Origin of the sequence: Priestia megaterium, assembly GCF_009497655.1 — a bacterium.
Lineage (GTDB): Bacteria > Bacillota > Bacilli > Bacillales > Bacillaceae_H > Priestia > Priestia zanthoxyli.
Genome location: NZ_CP023317.1, coordinates 1,091,346 through 1,108,332 on the forward strand (window position 1 = coordinate 1,091,346; position 16,987 = coordinate 1,108,332).

A 16,987-nucleotide genomic window follows, 5' to 3' on the forward strand; every position below is an offset into this window, starting at 1 on the left:
TTATGAACCAAAAAAGGCGTGATAGAAGGGAAAAGGGTCTCTATGTGCAGTGAGGGCAAGAGAAATGTATAATAGATCTAGAGGTGACTAAATTATGTATCTAGTAGACTACCATCATCACACGAACAATTCATTTGACTCACAGGCAGTCATGAAAGAAGTGTGCGAACAAGCTGTAAAAAACGGCATAAACGAAATTTGTTTTACCGAGCACTTTTCATTAAATCCATTAGCGCCAACGTACGGTCATATGGATTTCGATAAATATGAACGAGAACTAGCGGAATGCAGAGATCAATTCCAAGACCAGCTAGTGATTAAAAAAGGAATTGAAATTTGTGAGCCGCACTATCTAAAAGAGAAGTATCAAAAAACTATGCAGCAGGAGAACTTTGATTTTATTTTAGGATCAGTTCATAACATTAATAACATCAAGCTTCGTAAACACTTGGAGCTGAATGACAAAGAAGCGATTTACCGCGCTTATTTTAACGAAATGTATAAGCTAGTAAGCGAAGCCGATATTGATGTCTTGGCTCATTTAGATTTAATGAAGCGCTATGCGTTTGAGCAATACGGCATATATGACTTTCATCAATTCAAAGATATTCTTGCGGATATTTTGAAAAAAGCAATTGATCGCAATATCGGAATTGAAATTAATACTTCAGGTATAAGAGGGAAACTGGGCGAAGCGCTGCCGGCACTTGAAGTTGTGAGCTTGTACCGTGATTTAGGCGGAGAAATTTTAACGATTGGATCGGATTCACATTTTGTAGAAACCGTAGGAGCACATATGAAAGAAGCGATTGAAATGGCGAAACAGTGTGGATTTACGGAGATTTATACGTTTGATCAACGTAAGCCAAAAGGAATTCGTATTTAATATGAGCGTATTTCACTTTCTTCATAATGAAAAGCATAAATTTCTTCCCTTGAAAGTAAAAGAGATAGAGTTTGCAGAGCAAAGATTAGGAACGAAATTTCCAGCAGAGCTCCGTCAATTTTATGTAGAAATAGGATATGGCTTTGCAAATAGGAATGAAACAACTGCTTTTCAACGAATTATAGATCCAGAAAGCGCAGTAGACTTGCATTTACGTGAAGACTTTTATGAGCATGATCCTGATTTAGATATGTATGATGAAAGAGAAGGCTTTATTTTCTTTGAAGTCGTAGAAGGATTGTATTTTGAAGTAAGGTGGAGCACAGAGGCTGCTTCGCCAGTGTACTTTATGGATACAAGGATATCAGACTCTCTTCAAGTGTTTTTCGAACAGCTTGATAAGGACGCTCATTTTTATGAGAAAATGTTAGAAGAATAATAATAACTGCAAAAAGCACGCTCTGATCAGAGCGTGCTTTTTTAATTTAGTTCTGCTTAAGCTCTGATAAAAATCTCCGGACTTCTTCGGTGGTCAGACCCAGCTTGCGGGCTGATTCCATAAGATTTACCCACTCTTGATCGATTGATAATACATGTTCTTTCTTCATTACGATTCATCCACCCTTTGCCAGGGAACCCAGCTATCATAGCCGAAAGCGGCCTTAGACCTGAAGCTTTGCGTCACTATTTTTCAATAGTTTTGCCCTTATCTGGATAATTTGTAATAGTATTCTTAGTATACAGTTATTTTACAAGATAATATTTGTAAAAGATGTCGAAATAGGTCGATTATAACAAAAAAATTAAACGTTCATGAATGGATCTATCAGTTTGTTTTTCGGAACTTTAAATAATACTGAAATTCAATAAATTCTTCTTTGGTCATGCCGTCTTGAATGGCTCGTTCAATTAAATGCAGCCATTCTAGATTGAGGACTGGTTTTGAAGTGAGAGCTGGACAACTGATGTCTCCTTCGATTAAGTCATCAATCGTTGTATGAAGAGAAGACGCGATTTTATCAAGCATTTGAAGGGAAGGATTATTGTTTAACCCTTTTTCTAAATGAGATAAATATGATTTTGAAATATTAGCTTCTTCAGCTAAGCGTGTAATAGAATAGCCTTTTTTTAGTCGCAAATTCTTAATCTTTTTCCCTATCACATTCAGTTCATCCTCTGCTTATGGATTTTTTGTTCATTATAACGCATAAACGTACATATTGTGTAGATTAAAATATAAAATTAATAATATTTTGTTCTTTATAAAGAATAAAATGAGTGTAAATACCTATTTTTGGGGCAGGTATATTATGCTATACTTCACTTACAAATTGTTCTTTATTAAGAATATTTGTCGATTAATCACCTTTTTATTCGTTATAGTGAACATTTTATATAGTATGCTAGCACTATTTAAGATGAGCGCTGTGCGATGAAGGGATGACATCATTTATTACATTTTGGATAGGAGATTACATGGAAAAAAGATATGTAGAACTTGATGCGTTAAGAGGGTTAGCAGCTCTTTTTGTTGTGATAAATCATTATCTCATGATTTATCCAAGCTTCAGTGAGTATAGGTATGACGGTGATTCTTCTTTTTTACTGTCCATGGTAAAAGAAAGCCCGCTGCGGCTATTGTTCAGCAGTGGAAATGAATCAGTGGTTTTGTTTTTTGTCTTAAGCGGATTTGTTTTAGCACTGCCGTTTTATGGCCGTTCTTCTTTTCGGTATGAGAACTATCTGGTAAGAAGAATTTGCCGAATTTATCTTCCTTACTTGTTTGCGGTGTGTGTAGCTATTTTATGCAAAATCTTATTTAGTCAAGGCGGGATCTCACAGTTAAGCCACTGGTTTAATAACTCATGGATCACAAACGAATCGCCAAGTTTACTTCTTCAGCACTTCTTTTTAATTGGCACATTTAACACAGACGCTTACAACAATGTTATTTGGTCGCTTGTTCATGAAATGAGAATTTCAATTATTTTTCCTCTGTTAATGATTCTTTTGCTGCGAATGGATGCAAAAAAAATCGTGGTGCTATTGTTTTTCGTGTTTGTTTCATCATCAGCGCTATTATTGCTTAATCAATCAAACTTAGAACCTACGAACTTCTTGCTCTCTTATCATTATTTGCTTTTATTCGCCGCGGGTGCAGTTACGGCGAAATATCGAGATTTTTTTATTCAACTTTATCTGAAAATTAGCACATTTAAAAAGGTGCTTATCGTTCTGATTGCATTTACCTGTTATTTATCTGAAGGCATTATGGGAAATTACGCGATCACCAATAACTTTTTATGCCGCAATTTGGCAGTGATGCTAGGGAGCTGTATGTTCATTATTATTGCTTTAGCATCACCGGCAGCGTCAAAGGTTTTACGCACAGGAGTGCTGTCGTTTCTAGGTAAGATTTCGTACAGCTTATATTTAACTCATCTCATTGTGCTGTTTTCGTTGATGTATCTGTTACACGGGCTTTTGCCGTACTGGAGCATTTTAAGCATTTGTTTCCTTTTATCACTGGTGATGGCTTCCGTCACGTATCATTTTGTTGAAAAGCCTTCCAGCAGATTAGGGAAATTCCTCACAAGAAACAAAGTTGTTTTCGGTAGAGCAGTGAGTCGTAAGTAACAGAGAGATAAAGCGTATGGAGGTGAGTTTACGATGCAGGATAAAATTCAGCTAAAGGATTTTTTTCGAATTTTAAAAAGAAGATGGCTTACGATGCTTTTAGTCATGGTAATTACGAGTATGAGCATCACAACTATCTGTTTCTATCTACTAAAACCTACGTATCAAGCATCTACTCAAGTGCTTGTTAATCAAGCAACATCTAAGAATGTAGATGAAATTGCTAATATTACGCAGCTGAATACTCAATTAATTTCTTCGTATATCGATTTTATTAAAAGTCCAATAATCATAAACGGTGTAAAAGACGAATTAAAGTTAACTGTTTCTAATAAAAAGCTGAGTGAACAAATTACGATTGATCATAACGAAAACTCTCAATTTGTCACGATTACCGTAAGAAACGAGAGTTCGAAAACAGTAAGTGAAATCGCAAATAAAGTAGCTCTTCTTTCAAAAGATCAAGCGATGAAGTTAATGAAAGGAAGCAACATTCAAGTATTAACCGAGCCGTCGCAGAGCCTTAAGGTATTTCCAAAGCCGCTGCCGGTTGCAGCCATTACTATATTGGTCAGTTTGTTGGTAGGAGTAGTGGGAGCGATGCTAAAAGAATATCTTGATAGCACAGTACGAAATGAACAAGATATTCAAGAACTTATCGGACTTCCGATTATTGGACATATCGAGCTTGAGCCTCGAAAAATGAAGCGAAACCAAAAGCAAGGCAGTGATCAGGAAAAGGCAAGGAGGGAGAACCTTGAGTTTTAAACAAAAAAAGTATCCATTTTCACTGTATCAAGATGCCAAAACCATCAACCAAACAAATATGATTCGAAAAAATATTGAGGTGCTGCTGAATAGTGAAGTCAAATGCCTGACAATCACATCAGCGGAATTGAATGACAAAAAGCCTCTTATAACGGCAAAGCTAGGTATTTCATTTGCCGAACAAGGGAAAAACGTTCTTCTTATTGACGGAAACGTGCATTGTCCTTCTCTTCATCAGCTCTTTGACCTTGGTAGTTCAGAAGGGTTAACGGATGTGTTAGTAAACAGGCAAAGCCGTCATTTACCGATTAAACAAACGTCATACAAAGGACTGGACGTGCTTCCGGCCGGATCTCACTTTCGAAACGCATCCACACTACTTGTTTCCAAGTATTTTGATGAGCTCATAAAAAGATGGAAAGAAGAATACGATTTGATTCTTTTTGAAACGCCTCAGTTTTTAGAAGAGACCGATTCTCATATTCTTGCAGCAAAATGTGATGCGACCATGCTTGTTGTAGAAGAACGCAAAACAAAAGCAGATGCCGTTGTCAAAACGAAAAATATGCTGGAAAAAGCGCGTATTCATGTGCTAGGCGTCATTTGGAGTCCAGCTCACTAGCTCATCACTTTATATAGAAGGAAGTGAAACGATGAATCAAATTGTCTCGAAAACGACTAGTGATTCCGATGTGCTACAAAAGGAATTTACGCTTTTTTACTCGCTGTGTAAACGCATGGTTGATATTGTCCTTTCGTTTATGGCTCTTGTGGTTTTGCTGCCTGTTATTTTGTTGTTTGCGCTCATTGTGATGATTGAAACACCGGGTTCACCTTTCTTTCTTCAAGAGCGTTTAGGTAAAAGCGGCAGACCGTTTACCATCATGAAGCTGCGTTCAATGTACAGTGACGCTGAAAAAAACGGAGCGCAGTGGGCCGTTAAAAATGACAGCCGGGTCACCAAAGTAGGAAAGCTGATTCGCCAAACGCGAATTGATGAGCTGCCTCAGCTGTGGAATGTGTTAAAAGGCGATATGTCGATTGTTGGGCCACGACCTGAAAGAGCCGTATTTATAGAAGAATTCCAAAAAACACTGCCTTCGTTTAGTCAGCGACTTGCTGTTAAGCCGGGCCTGACAGGCTGGGCACAAATTAACGGAGGATATGAGTTAACGCCAGCAGAAAAGCTGGAGCTTGATCTTTACTACATTCAACATACGAATATACGGTTTGACGTGAAGATTATGATAAAAACGCTAAGAGTCATCGTAACAGGAGACGGATCAAGATAGGAGAGGGATAACATGAAAAGAGTATTAGTTACAGGCGGATGCGGTTTTATTGGATCACATATGGCAGAGCTTCTTTATCAAAACGGATTTGAAGTAAAGGTCTTTGACAATCTCTCAACTGGGAAAATAGCAAACTTAGACAATCGAGGAATTTCTTTTCACTACGGAGATATTGTGAGTGAAGAATTAGATAAAGTATTTGCCGAGTTTAAACCTCATTATGTTGTTCACCAAGCGGCTCAAGTAAGCGTGGCTCATTCCGTTACTAATTTTCATCATGATGCCAACGTCAATATTCAAGGAACAATCAACATTATTAATGCATGCAAAAAGCATGGAACCGAAAAAATCATTTTTGCTTCATCAGCAGCCGTGTACGGAAACACGAACGTTACTCCAATTTCACTTGCTCACCCAACCAGTCCAGCTTCACCGTACGGACTGTCAAAGTTTACGTCTGAAGAATATTTAAAGCTTGCTAAACAGCTGTATGATATTGACTACGTCATTCTCCGCTATAGCAACGTGTATGGCCCGCGGCAAAATTCACAGGGTGAAGGCGGCGTAATCTCGATCTTTTTTGACCGATTTGTTACCAACCAGCAGCCGATTATTTACGGAAGCGGCCGTCAAACAAGAGATTTTATTTACGTAGAAGACGTGAGCCAGGCGTGCTTACAAGCTATTCAGTATGAAGGGTGCGGCACGTTTAATATTTCCAATAATAGCAGCATCAGCATTAACGAACTTTTTTTCACGATGAAAAGTATATCCGGCAGTCACTTAACACCTGTTTACCACAGCGTGCGTGAAGGTGATATTGCAGACAGCAGGCTGTGCAATAAAGAAAGCATCAAATTATTAAAGTGGTCGCCTGCTTTTACGCTTGAAAAAGGATTAGCGAAAACGTATGACTACTATCATGAAACGCTAGCTCAGCGATTTGCTAAAACAGTGGAGTAAGAGGGCTGTATGAAGAAAAATTCCATTTGGAAAAACATTGTTCACTTATTTATTAGTACGGTTGTATCACGTTTGTTAAATGCAGCTGCGCTTATCGTTCTGGCACAGTATTTAAGCGCAGCTAGTTACGGAAGGTTCAGCGTAGCGTTAGCTTTTGCGATGATATTAGGCTACTTTACGGACGTTGGTTTAAGTAACACCGTGCTTCGCGAAGGATCTAAAAAGCAGGCGGACGTGGATCACCTTTTGTCATCGTATGTGAAAATGAGAATTTTGCTTTTATTTGCGACGTTTGCAGGGGCATATATAGTAATTTCCTTGTTTTATCACGAAGCATCACTTGTAAAAATGATGTACTACTTGATTGTGCCGATGGTAACAGGCCTTGCGATGCAAAGCATCGGGATTACGTATTTTCAGCTTACTGAACAAATGCACCATTTAGGAGCCATTCGGATCTACTCAGCTCTGTTGCTGGTGGTTCTGCTGACGGTTGGAATGCTGATGCATACAAGCCCATTTTTTATTTCGTTTTTGTTTGGCTTTTCCTATCTTTTAGCAGGGGTGTACAGTCTGTGGATGGTTGGGAAAAGAGTATCGTTTAATTTGAAAAAGCGAATTCAACGCGGGCTTTTAAAAAATATCGGCTCATTTATTGTAAGCGGACTGCTGATTATGCTGCTGCCGCAGCTTGGTCCAATCGTATTAGAAAATACGATTCCACTTGCAGCCGTCGGCGTGTTTGCCGTTGCCTATCGTATTCCATCGGCACTGTATCAAGTTCCGGGAATTGTGGCGGGTGCTTTTTATCCAGTATTATTTCGCCACTATAATCATCATCAGACTGACAAACATTTAGAATTAAACATTCTTCAAGTGAAGCTTATGAGTTTAGTAGGGATGCTAACAGCGCTTCCTTTTTATCATTTATCTGATCTTGCCGTGTCATTATTGTTTGGAGACAAATGGGCTGCAGCAGGAGATGCATTAAAGTGGCTGTCGCTGATGCTGATTTTCCAAGGCTTAAGCGTAGCACTAGCAGACGGCTTAACAACAAAAGGACTTCAAGGAAGAAGAACGGGCGTTCAGCTGGTTGCTGTTGTATCGGGAATTGCTTTTTACTATTTTTTAAGCTCTGCTTATTCTGTGATAGGAGCCGTGTATGCTGCGCTTTTAATTGAAGGAATTTTATTTATTGGCTGCTGGTTATGTAATCCGGAAAGACTGATCATCATGCGTAAAACCTTTCCGATTTTTGTTTGTTTATTTGGCAGTACGATTGTATTTACCACGCTGCTATTTTCACAGCATCCGTTTATTGCGCTGTGTGTAAATATGCTGCTTGTGTTTTTGTTAACGCTGCTAGATAAAGAGATTCGAAATCAAGCGTTAGGATACCTGCAAAAAAACAAACCACTAAACGTAGAGAACAGAAAGGAGGCACAAAATGGATAGTGTATACGTGCAGAACCGAAAACCGACCGTTTTGTTTTGCCTTTTTGTTCTTGTTACATTAAGTAAATATAACGTCAATATTGGCTTTTCATTAAAGCCGTACATGATTTTTTTATTTGCGCTTCTGCTGCTGAGCTTTGCTTCTTTTTATGTCTATAAGCTCCAGGCGTATGAAGTGCTGCTGCTTTTATTTTATCTTTTTTACTGTATGACCGGAGCGTTTTCTCTGTACCCAGAAGCGAGTCTTCGTATTATGCTAGGCGTTTTGCTTATCCTTGCCTGCTACTTTTTAATGAAATATGTGATAGCAGAGTTTCATAGCGGCAGTATCAAACGTGCGTTAACCGGAGCGGGCATTCTTTTTAACGGCGTGAGTTTACTGCTCTACATTGCGGGTCTTCAAGCCGTTCATTTTCAATTTGCCTCCGAAGTAGAAATTATTAAATGGGGCGTAATGATTGACCGCAGCTATCCGCGTTTGATTGGCGTACTGGACGATCCTAATATTTACGTATTTTATAATACGCTGTTTTTTACTTACTTTTTAACCAACAGCGATAGTACTAAAAATAAAGTCGGACTTTTGCTTAGCACATTAGCAAGCGTATTAACGTTTTCCCGAGGCGGATTAATTGCTATGGTCGCCGTGTTGATTCTGTATTTGCTCATTACTCGTTCGCTTAACAGTCTTAAAACAGCTCTTTCGTTTGTGTTTTTATTTGGTGTACTTGCTCTTATAGCTCATTTCATGACGAATTTTAACGTGTTCACCATTTTAACCGAACGAGCCGATGACTTTTTACATGACGGAGGAAGCGGAAGGTTTTCGCTGTGGAGCCGGGCATTCGAGTTTTTTTCATCGCATCCGTTTGCCGGAATCGGTGCTTTTAACTTTTCAGAGTACAACTTGTTCTACTACGGCGAAGCGCTGTACGTTCATAACACGTTTTTAGAAATTTTATCAGAGACGGGTATGATTGGCTTTTGCCTATATTTTAGCTTTTTACTTCTTGTGTTGCTTCAGCTTTTAAAACAAAAAATTCATAAACAAGAACCTTACTTATTTTTAACGTTTATTGGTTTTTTGCTTCAAATGATGTCGCTTTCGTTAATTGTAAATGAGCTGTTCTTTTTATACTTAGCGCTGCTGTCAGGCTATTTACGAAATCATCAAAGTGAGGAGAGTGCAAAATGAATAACTTCAAATCTCAACCGGATCAGCCCCTCGTTTCAATTGTTACACCTGCCTATAACTGCGCAGCCTTTATTTCATCAACTATTAAATCCGTTCAGCAGCAAACGTACCTCAACTGGGAGCTGCTTGTGATTGACGACTGTTCGACAGATGAAACGGCTGAAGTAGTAAAGAAATTCAGTAGAAAAGATCAACGCATTCAGCTGCTTCAGCTTACAAAAAATTCAGGAGCCGCAGCGGCACGCAACGAAGGTATAAGCGCAGCAAGCGGACGATTCCTTGCTTTTTTAGACAGTGATGATCTATGGCATAGGGGAAAACTTGCAAAACAAGTGGCTTTTATGCTTGAAAAAAACTGTGCTTTTTCCTATACGGGCTATAGCATTATCAATGAAAAAGGTGAAAAAACGGGTGTTGAAGTAAACGTTCCAAAAAGTATTGATTACAAGACGCTCGCGGGTAACACCATTATCGGCTGTTTGACAGTCATGCTTGATAAAAAACAAATTTCCGGGATTTTAATGCCAAACATTCAGCCAGAAGACACGGCGCTGTGGCTGTCACTGCTGAGAAAAGGCTATACAGCATACGGCCTTCAAGAGTCACTTGCTTATTACCGTCTTGTATCTCACTCGGTTTCTAGCAACAAGCTGAAAGCAGCGACGAGGTATTGGAAACTTCTTCGTAGACAAGAGCGGCTGCCGCTATGGAAAAGCGCCACTTATTTTGTGCAGTACAGCGTGAATGCGTACGCTAAAAGTAAAAACCTCTCAAAATCGTAAAGGATGTGGAGTCTTGAAAAACGTACTTTTAATCACGGATAAATTGATTACAGGCGGAGCAGAAACGTATTTTTGTAAGCTCGAAAATCAGTTGAATCATCCGGATATCACCGTGTATACAGCAGCTGCAATGGGAGAACTGTACAGCAAAATTCAATATAAGAAACGGTTCACGCCTTTAAGCAGAAAAAATCATCTTCACAATCTTTATGTACTTTGGAAAAAAGTTCGAACGTGTAAAATTGATATCATTCATGCTAACAGCCTGCGCATGGTTATGTATGCAGTATGCGTAAATCGGATGCTGCGAAAAAAAGTAAAAATACTTTATACAAAGCATAATGTAACGGTGCTTGAACAAAAGGCAAAAAGCTTTTTTTGTAAACTCGTAAACTCTTATGTGCATGGAGTGATTACGGTCAGCCGTTTTGAACAAGAACAGTTGATGAACCTCGGCGTGAATAGCGGCAAATTAACAACAATTTACAATGGAGTGGATTTAAATCAATTTGTATTTAAAGAAAAGTCTGCTTCACTCGATTGTCATATCGGTCTGTTGGCAAGAGCTTCAAAAGAAAAAAATCACGAGCTGTTTATCGAAATTGCCTCGCTGCTTCGAGATCATGAACATATGAAGTTTCATATCGGAGGAGGAGGACCTGACCTTCAGCGAATTCAAGAGCTTATTCACCAGCAGGGCTTATCTGAAAAGATAAAGATATGGGGAGAAGTAGAAGACCCTGAAGCATTTATTACGAAAATGGATATGCTTCTGTTAACTTCTCATCGTGAAGTCTTTCCAATGGTTGTTTTAGAAGCAATGGCCGTTGGTACACCGATGATTTCAATTGATGTAGGAGGCGTGAAAGAAGCGATAGCAGACGGAGACACAGGCTACTTAATCCCTGCGTATTCACCTCAAGCATTCGCAGAAAAAATTACGGCACTGTACGCCGAGCAAGAACAAAAGCAGCGTTTTGCTAAAGGAGCGAGAAAAAAAGTCGAGCAGCACTTTACGTCGAGTCAAATGATTGCGTCCACTGCTAATCAATACGTAAACATGAGCGGAAAAAGCTTCTAACACGGAAGCTTTTTTTCTATGGAAACAGTGAACCACAGGTAGTCAAAACGCATAAAGTAATAGAAGCAGTACATGCTTTACAGCTGCTGAGAAAGCGAGATGAATTTAATGGAAAACTGCAGTGAAGAAAGAATAGTCGACGCCGCTTGTTTTGGTGTGAAAAGAGACGGCGTGACGGATGATGCACCTGCGATACAGCAAGCAATTGATTACGCAGCTGCCAACAAATTATCACGCGTACTACTAACAGGGAACTATACGTACGCCATCGCATCACCCCTTGTGATTAAGCCGTCTATTTCATTTGAAATGGACAGCGGAACCAAACTCAAAGTAACGGGGAATTACCATGTATTTACCCTTCAAAAAGATGCGTCCATTTCAGGTGGAACGGTTGAAGTAATTGACCCATCATTTACCTCTTCAGTCATTTACCTTCACGGATCGCAGCAATTAGAAACAGGAAACAAAACGACGATAAGCAACATCAGCATGATCAATACGTCAGGCGCTTATAAAGGAAAAGGCATTTATTTTTACTGCCAAAAAGCGTGGGATTTTATCAGCTTTGTGAACGTATCCTTTGTACACCTTCGCAACTTTGAAAGAGGCGTGCTGCTGCAAACTGAAAAAATCACCAACATCAATACACCTGCATGGATCAACGCGAATAACTTTAGCTATTTATCCATTGACGGCTGTCAGTATGGAATTGACGTAGCCGGCATCAGTGACGTGCCGTATGAAACGTCGGGAAACAGCTTTGTTCATTTTCAAATGCAGTGCCGCAGCCAAACGAAACGAGCAATTAAATGTTCAGGTGCTTACAATACGTTTGAAGGGCATATTTGGGATACGTATTTAATGAACGGAGGAGAACCGCCCGTAGAATTTACGAGTATCTCACATCGAAATCAGCTTGCCTCTAACCTTTTATCCACATCGATTTTAAACAACGGACAGTATAATGACATTACGTCTCCTTTTGAACAAACCCGAAATATATTTGCTCCAGGTCTTCCAGGAAAACCGGATATCATCGGCAATCAAGACGATATTTTTGTACAAGCTGATAAAAAATATACCGTCAAACAAATCGCTGGAAAAGCTCCGTACGGAGGTAGCATCAGCAACTGCTTCAGCTTAGTTGATGAACAAAGCATGAACTACCTCGACGTGCCGGCTTCAGCTCCCGTTGTGATTGAAATGGACTTTACTGCAAATCCAATTAAAATGCTGAATATGGCCGGCGTTTCATTTGGATGGGGTGAGTCACCTAAAAATATTAAATTTGAATATCTAACAGCACTAGACGGCGCGTGGACACCGGCAAAAGACGTAAAAAACAACTTAGGAAACACGGTAACGGCAGAAGTGCGAGCCAATACGCTGTATAAAATGAGACTTACGCTAAGTGAATACACAAAAGACCACAAGCGTTTTCGAATTAACCGCATCTTCGGTACGTCTTCTATGATGCCAGGTTCCTCTTGGGTGGCAACATCCGGAAGCAAAATGTATGGGAATCTGGAGTTTCAGCAAGGAAACAGCCTGATCCTTAAATCTCCTGACGGACAAAGCTGGAAGCTAAGCGTCGATAACACAGGGAAAGTATCAGGGACAAAAATCTAAGTGGAGAAATTATTTTTAAACCAGCTTCTTTTGATAAGAAGCTATTTTTTATGCCGATAAAAAGTCACGAGCGTACTATGGATAGAACACCCCCAATGACCGATAGATATAACAAAGTGTGAAAATGAAAGCAGAAGAATACATCAGCGAAAAGGGGAAATGTTATGGGGGCATTACGAAATCTGAGTATCTATCGAAAGCTGCTAGTCATGGTTATAATTTCAACAATTTCACTTATTGCAGTCGCCGTGATCAGCTATTTTTACACACAGCGAATTGCTGACAGCTCGGAGTCTATGTACAATGATCGCCTGCAGCCAATCAGGCAGTTAGGGCAAATTCGTACGAATAACCGAGCGATTGATGCCAATACGCTTGAAATGATTTTATCGAAAGATGAAAACTATCAGCGTAAGCGTCTCGATGAAATTCAAGAAAAAGAAGCTGAAAATAACAAGCTCATGGCGCAATACGAAAAAACATTTATGCTGGACAATGAAAAAGAAAAGCTCGATGTGTACAAAGAAAATATTAGTAACTTAACACAAGCAAGAAGTGAAGCCATACAGCTTGCTCAAGATGAAAAAGGGGACGAAGCCTATAACGTTTTTTCTAAGCAAATCGTCACTCTGCGTACGACCATAAACAACACGCTAGATGATCTTCAAACGATAAATAATGACGAAGCAAAAAGCATTTACCAAAAAAATAAGCAAAGCGTAAAATCAGCCGTTACCACTCTATTACTCGTTAGCGCACTGGTTATCCTGCTTACGATAGCCGTTGGACTTCTAATTGCAAGCATGATTACAAAGCCGTTAAACGATATTAAAAACCTCATGGAAACAGCAAAAGACGGGGATTTTCAAGTGCAAGGCACGTATGAATCTCAAGATGAAATTGGCTTACTTACAGCATCATTTAATAAAATGATTGGCGGATTAAAAGAAATGATTATGTCCGTTGGAAATATTTCATCGACGGTTGCGGCTTCTTCAGAAGAACTAAGCGCCAGCGCAGAACAAAACAACAGTGCTATTGAACATATTTCAAGCATTACTGAAAAACTAGCCTCAGGATCCAACCATCAAGTGAATCAAATTCAAGAAAGCTCCACCATTATTCACCGCATTACGAACCAAACATCAGAAGTTGTTGAAAACGTCGAGCACATTACCAAGCGAGCACTCGACACAGCTGCGTTTTCAAATAGCGGAACAGCGACCGTTGAAACAGCAGCCAAACAAATGAAATCAATCAACGAAAATGTCACTGAACTCTCATCTGTTTTTCAAGGCCTTAGCGAACACTCAGCGAAAATTAGTCAAATTAACGATGTCATTACAACCATTGCAGATCAAACGAATCTGCTTGCGTTGAACGCAGCTATTGAAGCTGCAAGAGCAGGAGATCATGGAAAAGGTTTCGCCGTTGTGGCAAGTGAAGTCCGTAAACTAGCAGAAGGCTCATCCAACTCAGCGAATCAAATTAAAGATCTAGTTAGCTTAATTCAAAGCGAAACAGCTCGGACGCTGCAGTCCATGACAACCACAACCAAAGAAGTAAAAGAAGGCCTAGCAGTAGTGGAACAAGCAGGTACGTCATTTATGCAAATTAACGAAGCGGTACAGCATGTAGTGGACCAAATTCAGCAAATCGGGAGCGCTATTCACAATTTAGCCAAAGATACGCTCGAAGTCCAGCAGGCGATTCACGAAGTAAATGGAATTGCGGAAGAAGCGGCAGCGGGGGCGCAAAACGTATCAGCTACAACGGAAGAACAGCTTGCTTCCATGGAGGAAATTGCTTCATCTGCGATGGATTTAGCCAATATGTCAGAGGAACTACAAGAGCTGATTGCAAGATTTAAAATCTAAGAAAAAGCATGGAGCACTAGCTCCATGCTTTTTGTGAAAAATAAAAGTGATGATGATTGATGAAGCGGATTCTTATTATAAGCATCAAGAAATGGCGCTTTATTATAGATTAATACAATTTTAGAACAAATATAGTTACTACAACGAGTCTCTTGCTTCTTTTACTTTAAGAGGATAAGACCGCTTTTAGTTTACAATTCGTCCATTAGAAAAGAGCCGAAAGTGAAGTTTAATTTTGGTGTGAAGAAATGTAATGGAGGTTGAAGTCTAGAGCATATTCAAGAATTAGAAGACTCTGTAGCGAAGTGGATTAAGTGCTTAACTCAGGAAGGCAAAGCATCGCCTCTTTAAAGTTTTTTTCTTAATATAGTAAAATTGTTCACCCAGTATTATAATAAATGGTTTTATTTAGTTTTTATTCCTAGTTATAAAAATTTTTTGAAGGTTGAAAGCTTTACCCGTAGATATGCTAAAGAGGATTAGTTTATATTTTTTTAGTAGGCAACTTCAATAATAGAGGAAGATGAAACCCTATTTAGACAACTTCAAGAGAATTATCATTATAATTTAACTGTATACAGACGTAGGTATATATGATTATAATATGGTTATTAATGTAATTTTTGAGGGGGATAATAATGAATTTGTTGGTCACAGGAGGGTTAGGGTTTATTGGAAGTAATTTTATAAAATTTATGCTTGCAAGTTACAAAGAATATAAGATTGTTAATTTAGATAAAATTACTTATGCAGGAAATTTAGATAACTTAAAAAAGGTGAAAAATAATAGTAGTTATAAGTTCGTTCAAGGGGATATATGTGACGCGAAGTTAGTAGAAACTGTGATTAAAGAGGATAAAATAGATGTAATAGTTAATTTTGCCGCTGAGTCTCATGTCGATAGAAGTTTTCTAACGCCTCATGTATTTGTCCAGACTAACATTATGGGAACACAAATATTATTAGATTTAGCGATGAAAAATGGTATTAAGAAATATGTACAAATATCGACAGATGAGGTATACGGTGAATTGGGGAATGATGGTTATTTTAATGAAAAAACCCCTTTATCTCCCACAAATCCCTATTCAGCGAGTAAAGCAGGAGCAGATTTTATAGTTAAAGCTTACCATGATACCTATGGAATTGATGTGAGTTTTGTGCGTTTTGCCAATACTTACGGACCCTTTCAATACCCTGAAAAATTGATTCCAATGACAATTACAAATGCGTTAGAGAATAACTATATTGCTGTCCATGGTAATGGAGCAAGCATACGTGACTGGCTATTTGTAAAGGATAACATACGTGCCATTGATTTGGTTATTCATAAAGGTAAACCAGGAAATGTATATAATATAGGGGCTCGAGAAGAGAGGAGCACTATAGATGTGGTAGAGACAATTTTAGAAATATTGAATAAGCCAAAAAGTTTGATACATTTTGTAGATGACCGACTATCCCAAGATTATCGATATGCTAATGATCCCACGAAAATTATGGAAGAGTTGGGATGGGCTCCTACTTACGATTTTAGAGGAGGGATTCTTGAAACAATTAAATGGTATCAACATAACGTCACTTGGTGGCAACTCTTAAAAGATAAAGGAAAAGAGAGTTTGTTATTAGGCTAAATAAACATTTGTCTGATAATCTGTTTATTAATCAAGAAACTAATGAAGACTTAACCAGAAGATAAAAACGAATGTATAGACAATAAAATGCCCTTTTAAATATGGTTTCTTAGTGAATATATACCTATTTATCTTAAAGGACTTCCTTTGTAACCAATAATGTAGTATTTTGAAGGTATTTGATAATAATGGAAAGGAAGTTATATTAGATGACGGTTGTAGATAAAGCATTTGCAGTAACTAAGGGGAGTTTGCTAAAGTTTAAGCTTTCGAAATCAGGTAAGTTGCCACGATTAAGAGGAGGATGTTCAGTAAAATCTCAAGGTCAGATTGTAGCAGGAGACAACTTGTCAATTACAGGGCGTCCCATAAAAGTAAGCTTGAATACCGAAAATAAAGAATCGAAAATAGTATTTGGAAATAATGTATTTATTAATTATGGTGTAGATATAGGTTGTGCTAGATCAGTTAGAATTGGGGATAATGTAAAGATAGGTCCATTGACAAATATAATCGACAGTAACTATCATCTTGTAGATTCTAATGATTCTCTAAAGAGTGAGCAAGTAGTAATTGAAAATAACGTCTGGATTGGACGAGGTTGTTCAATTTTGAGTGGCGTAACAATTGGTGAAAATTCCGTTGTGGCAGCTGGAAGTGTAGTAAATAAAGATGTACCCCCTAATGTGCTAGTAGCCGGTTCGCCAGCAAAAATAGTTAAAAATTTGGAAATAAAAGACGGATGGATCAGAGACTAGAAAATTATAGTGTTTACATAGAACATC

General features: G+C 38.6%; 17 protein-coding genes and 1 riboswitch. Of the genes, 15 read left to right on the forward strand and 2 right to left on the reverse strand.

Translation table 11 applies throughout. The features are described 5' to 3' along the window. The first annotated feature begins 94 nt into the window (after positions 1–94). Together CEQ83_RS05535 and CEQ83_RS05540 are read left to right on the forward strand one after the other, a co-directional pair. Positions 95–886, forward strand: coding sequence for a histidinol-phosphatase HisJ family protein (locus CEQ83_RS05535; RefSeq protein WP_155017058.1), 792 nt, complete (start codon positions 95–97; stop codon positions 884–886). After that, positions 852–1,325 carry an SMI1/KNR4 family protein gene (locus CEQ83_RS05540; RefSeq protein WP_133177278.1) on the forward strand — a complete coding sequence of 158 codons (474 nt, stop codon included), beginning with the start codon at positions 852–854 and terminating at the stop codon, positions 1,323–1,325. Before CEQ83_RS05535 ends, CEQ83_RS05540 begins: the two co-directional genes overlap by 35 nt. Positions 1,326–1,371: 46 nt before the next feature. Here CEQ83_RS05540 and CEQ83_RS05545 read toward each other — a convergent pair whose 3' ends face one another. Both CEQ83_RS05545 and CEQ83_RS05550 read right to left on the reverse strand, forming a co-directional pair. Then, positions 1,372–1,494 carry an anti-repressor SinI family protein gene (locus tag CEQ83_RS05545; RefSeq protein ID WP_155017059.1) on the reverse strand — a complete coding sequence of 41 codons (123 nt, stop codon included), beginning with the start codon at positions 1,492–1,494 and terminating at the stop codon, positions 1,372–1,374. 20 nt (positions 1,495–1,514) lie between these two features. After that, a riboswitch (cyclic di-GMP riboswitch) is annotated at positions 1,515–1,601 on the reverse strand. A 111-nt stretch (positions 1,602–1,712) separates the two neighbouring features. After that, complete coding sequence (locus tag CEQ83_RS05550) at positions 1,713–2,048, reverse strand: helix-turn-helix domain-containing protein (protein WP_060746517.1); 336 nt, start codon at positions 2,046–2,048, stop codon at positions 1,713–1,715. A gap of 314 nt (positions 2,049–2,362) precedes the next feature. On the opposite strand from CEQ83_RS05550, the gene CEQ83_RS05555 reads away from it, so the two are divergent. The 13 genes from CEQ83_RS05555 (at position 2,363) to CEQ83_RS27725 (ending at position 16,960) form a co-directional block, all read left to right on the forward strand. Next, positions 2,363–3,523 (forward strand): acyltransferase family protein, encoded by a 1,161-nt coding sequence (locus CEQ83_RS05555; protein ID WP_194273200.1) that lies wholly within the window; start codon positions 2,363–2,365, stop codon positions 3,521–3,523. A 33-nt stretch (positions 3,524–3,556) separates the two neighbouring features. Further along, a complete protein-coding gene (locus CEQ83_RS05560; RefSeq protein WP_155017061.1) occupies positions 3,557–4,291 on the forward strand; it encodes a YveK family protein in 735 nt (244 codons plus the stop codon). Next, a complete protein-coding gene (locus CEQ83_RS05565; protein WP_155017062.1) occupies positions 4,281–4,913 on the forward strand; it encodes a CpsD/CapB family tyrosine-protein kinase in 633 nt (210 codons plus the stop codon). Before CEQ83_RS05560 ends, CEQ83_RS05565 begins: the two co-directional genes overlap by 11 nt. A gap of 31 nt (positions 4,914–4,944) precedes the next feature. After that, entirely contained in the window at positions 4,945–5,583 is a 639-nt protein-coding gene (locus CEQ83_RS05570; protein WP_155017063.1) for a sugar transferase, read from the forward strand. 12 nt (positions 5,584–5,595) lie between these two features. Beyond that, a complete protein-coding gene (locus CEQ83_RS05575) occupies positions 5,596–6,546 on the forward strand; it encodes an NAD-dependent epimerase/dehydratase family protein (RefSeq protein WP_155017064.1) in 951 nt (316 codons plus the stop codon). A gap of 9 nt (positions 6,547–6,555) precedes the next feature. After that, complete coding sequence (locus CEQ83_RS05580; RefSeq protein ID WP_155017065.1) at positions 6,556–8,001, forward strand: oligosaccharide flippase family protein; 1,446 nt, start codon at positions 6,556–6,558, stop codon at positions 7,999–8,001. Next, positions 7,994–9,196 carry an O-antigen ligase family protein gene (locus CEQ83_RS05585; RefSeq protein ID WP_049163277.1) on the forward strand — a complete coding sequence of 401 codons (1,203 nt, stop codon included), beginning with the start codon at positions 7,994–7,996 and terminating at the stop codon, positions 9,194–9,196. Before CEQ83_RS05580 ends, CEQ83_RS05585 begins: the two co-directional genes overlap by 8 nt. Further along, positions 9,193–9,978, forward strand: a complete 786-nt coding sequence (locus CEQ83_RS05590; RefSeq protein ID WP_155017066.1) for a glycosyltransferase family 2 protein — start codon at positions 9,193–9,195, stop codon at positions 9,976–9,978. The genes CEQ83_RS05585 and CEQ83_RS05590 overlap by 4 nt, the downstream gene beginning before the upstream one ends. Positions 9,979–9,991: 13 nt before the next feature. Further along, positions 9,992–11,059, forward strand: coding sequence for a glycosyltransferase family 4 protein (locus CEQ83_RS05595; RefSeq protein ID WP_155017067.1), 1,068 nt, complete (start codon positions 9,992–9,994; stop codon positions 11,057–11,059). A gap of 108 nt (positions 11,060–11,167) precedes the next feature. After that, on the forward strand, positions 11,168–12,691 hold the full coding sequence (locus CEQ83_RS05600) for a hypothetical protein (RefSeq protein ID WP_155017563.1): 1,524 nt from the start codon (positions 11,168–11,170) through the stop codon (positions 12,689–12,691). Between the two features lie 164 nt (positions 12,692–12,855). Then, positions 12,856–14,568, forward strand: coding sequence for a methyl-accepting chemotaxis protein (locus CEQ83_RS05605; protein ID WP_155017068.1), 1,713 nt, complete (start codon positions 12,856–12,858; stop codon positions 14,566–14,568). A gap of 638 nt (positions 14,569–15,206) precedes the next feature. Next, positions 15,207–16,202, forward strand: a complete 996-nt coding sequence (rfbB, locus tag CEQ83_RS05610) for a dTDP-glucose 4,6-dehydratase (protein ID WP_155017069.1) — start codon at positions 15,207–15,209, stop codon at positions 16,200–16,202. Between the two features lie 209 nt (positions 16,203–16,411). Next, complete coding sequence (locus tag CEQ83_RS27725; protein WP_034264091.1) at positions 16,412–16,960, forward strand: acyltransferase; 549 nt, start codon at positions 16,412–16,414, stop codon at positions 16,958–16,960. The last annotated feature ends 27 nt before the right edge of the window (positions 16,961–16,987 follow it).

Coding starts and splice junctions, on each gene's coding strand:
- CEQ83_RS05535 (WP_155017058.1), top strand. CDS start 95: ATGTATCTAGTAGACTACCATCATCACACGAACAATTCATTTGACTCA.
- CEQ83_RS05545 (WP_155017059.1), bottom strand. CDS start 1,494: ATGAAGAAAGAACATGTATTATCAATCGATCAAGAGTGGGTAAATCTT.
- CEQ83_RS05555 (WP_194273200.1), top strand. CDS start 2,363: ATGGAAAAAAGATATGTAGAACTTGATGCGTTAAGAGGGTTAGCAGCT.
- CEQ83_RS05560 (WP_155017061.1), top strand. CDS start 3,557: ATGCAGGATAAAATTCAGCTAAAGGATTTTTTTCGAATTTTAAAAAGA.
- CEQ83_RS05570 (WP_155017063.1), top strand. CDS start 4,945: ATGAATCAAATTGTCTCGAAAACGACTAGTGATTCCGATGTGCTACAA.
- CEQ83_RS05575 (WP_155017064.1), top strand. CDS start 5,596: ATGAAAAGAGTATTAGTTACAGGCGGATGCGGTTTTATTGGATCACAT.
- CEQ83_RS05580 (WP_155017065.1), top strand. CDS start 6,556: ATGAAGAAAAATTCCATTTGGAAAAACATTGTTCACTTATTTATTAGT.
- CEQ83_RS05585 (WP_049163277.1), top strand. CDS start 7,994: ATGGATAGTGTATACGTGCAGAACCGAAAACCGACCGTTTTGTTTTGC.
- CEQ83_RS05590 (WP_155017066.1), top strand. CDS start 9,193: ATGAATAACTTCAAATCTCAACCGGATCAGCCCCTCGTTTCAATTGTT.
- CEQ83_RS05600 (WP_155017563.1), top strand. CDS start 11,168: ATGGAAAACTGCAGTGAAGAAAGAATAGTCGACGCCGCTTGTTTTGGT.
- CEQ83_RS05605 (WP_155017068.1), top strand. CDS start 12,856: ATGGGGGCATTACGAAATCTGAGTATCTATCGAAAGCTGCTAGTCATG.
- rfbB (WP_155017069.1), top strand. CDS start 15,207: ATGAATTTGTTGGTCACAGGAGGGTTAGGGTTTATTGGAAGTAATTTT.
- CEQ83_RS27725 (WP_034264091.1), top strand. CDS start 16,412: ATGACGGTTGTAGATAAAGCATTTGCAGTAACTAAGGGGAGTTTGCTA.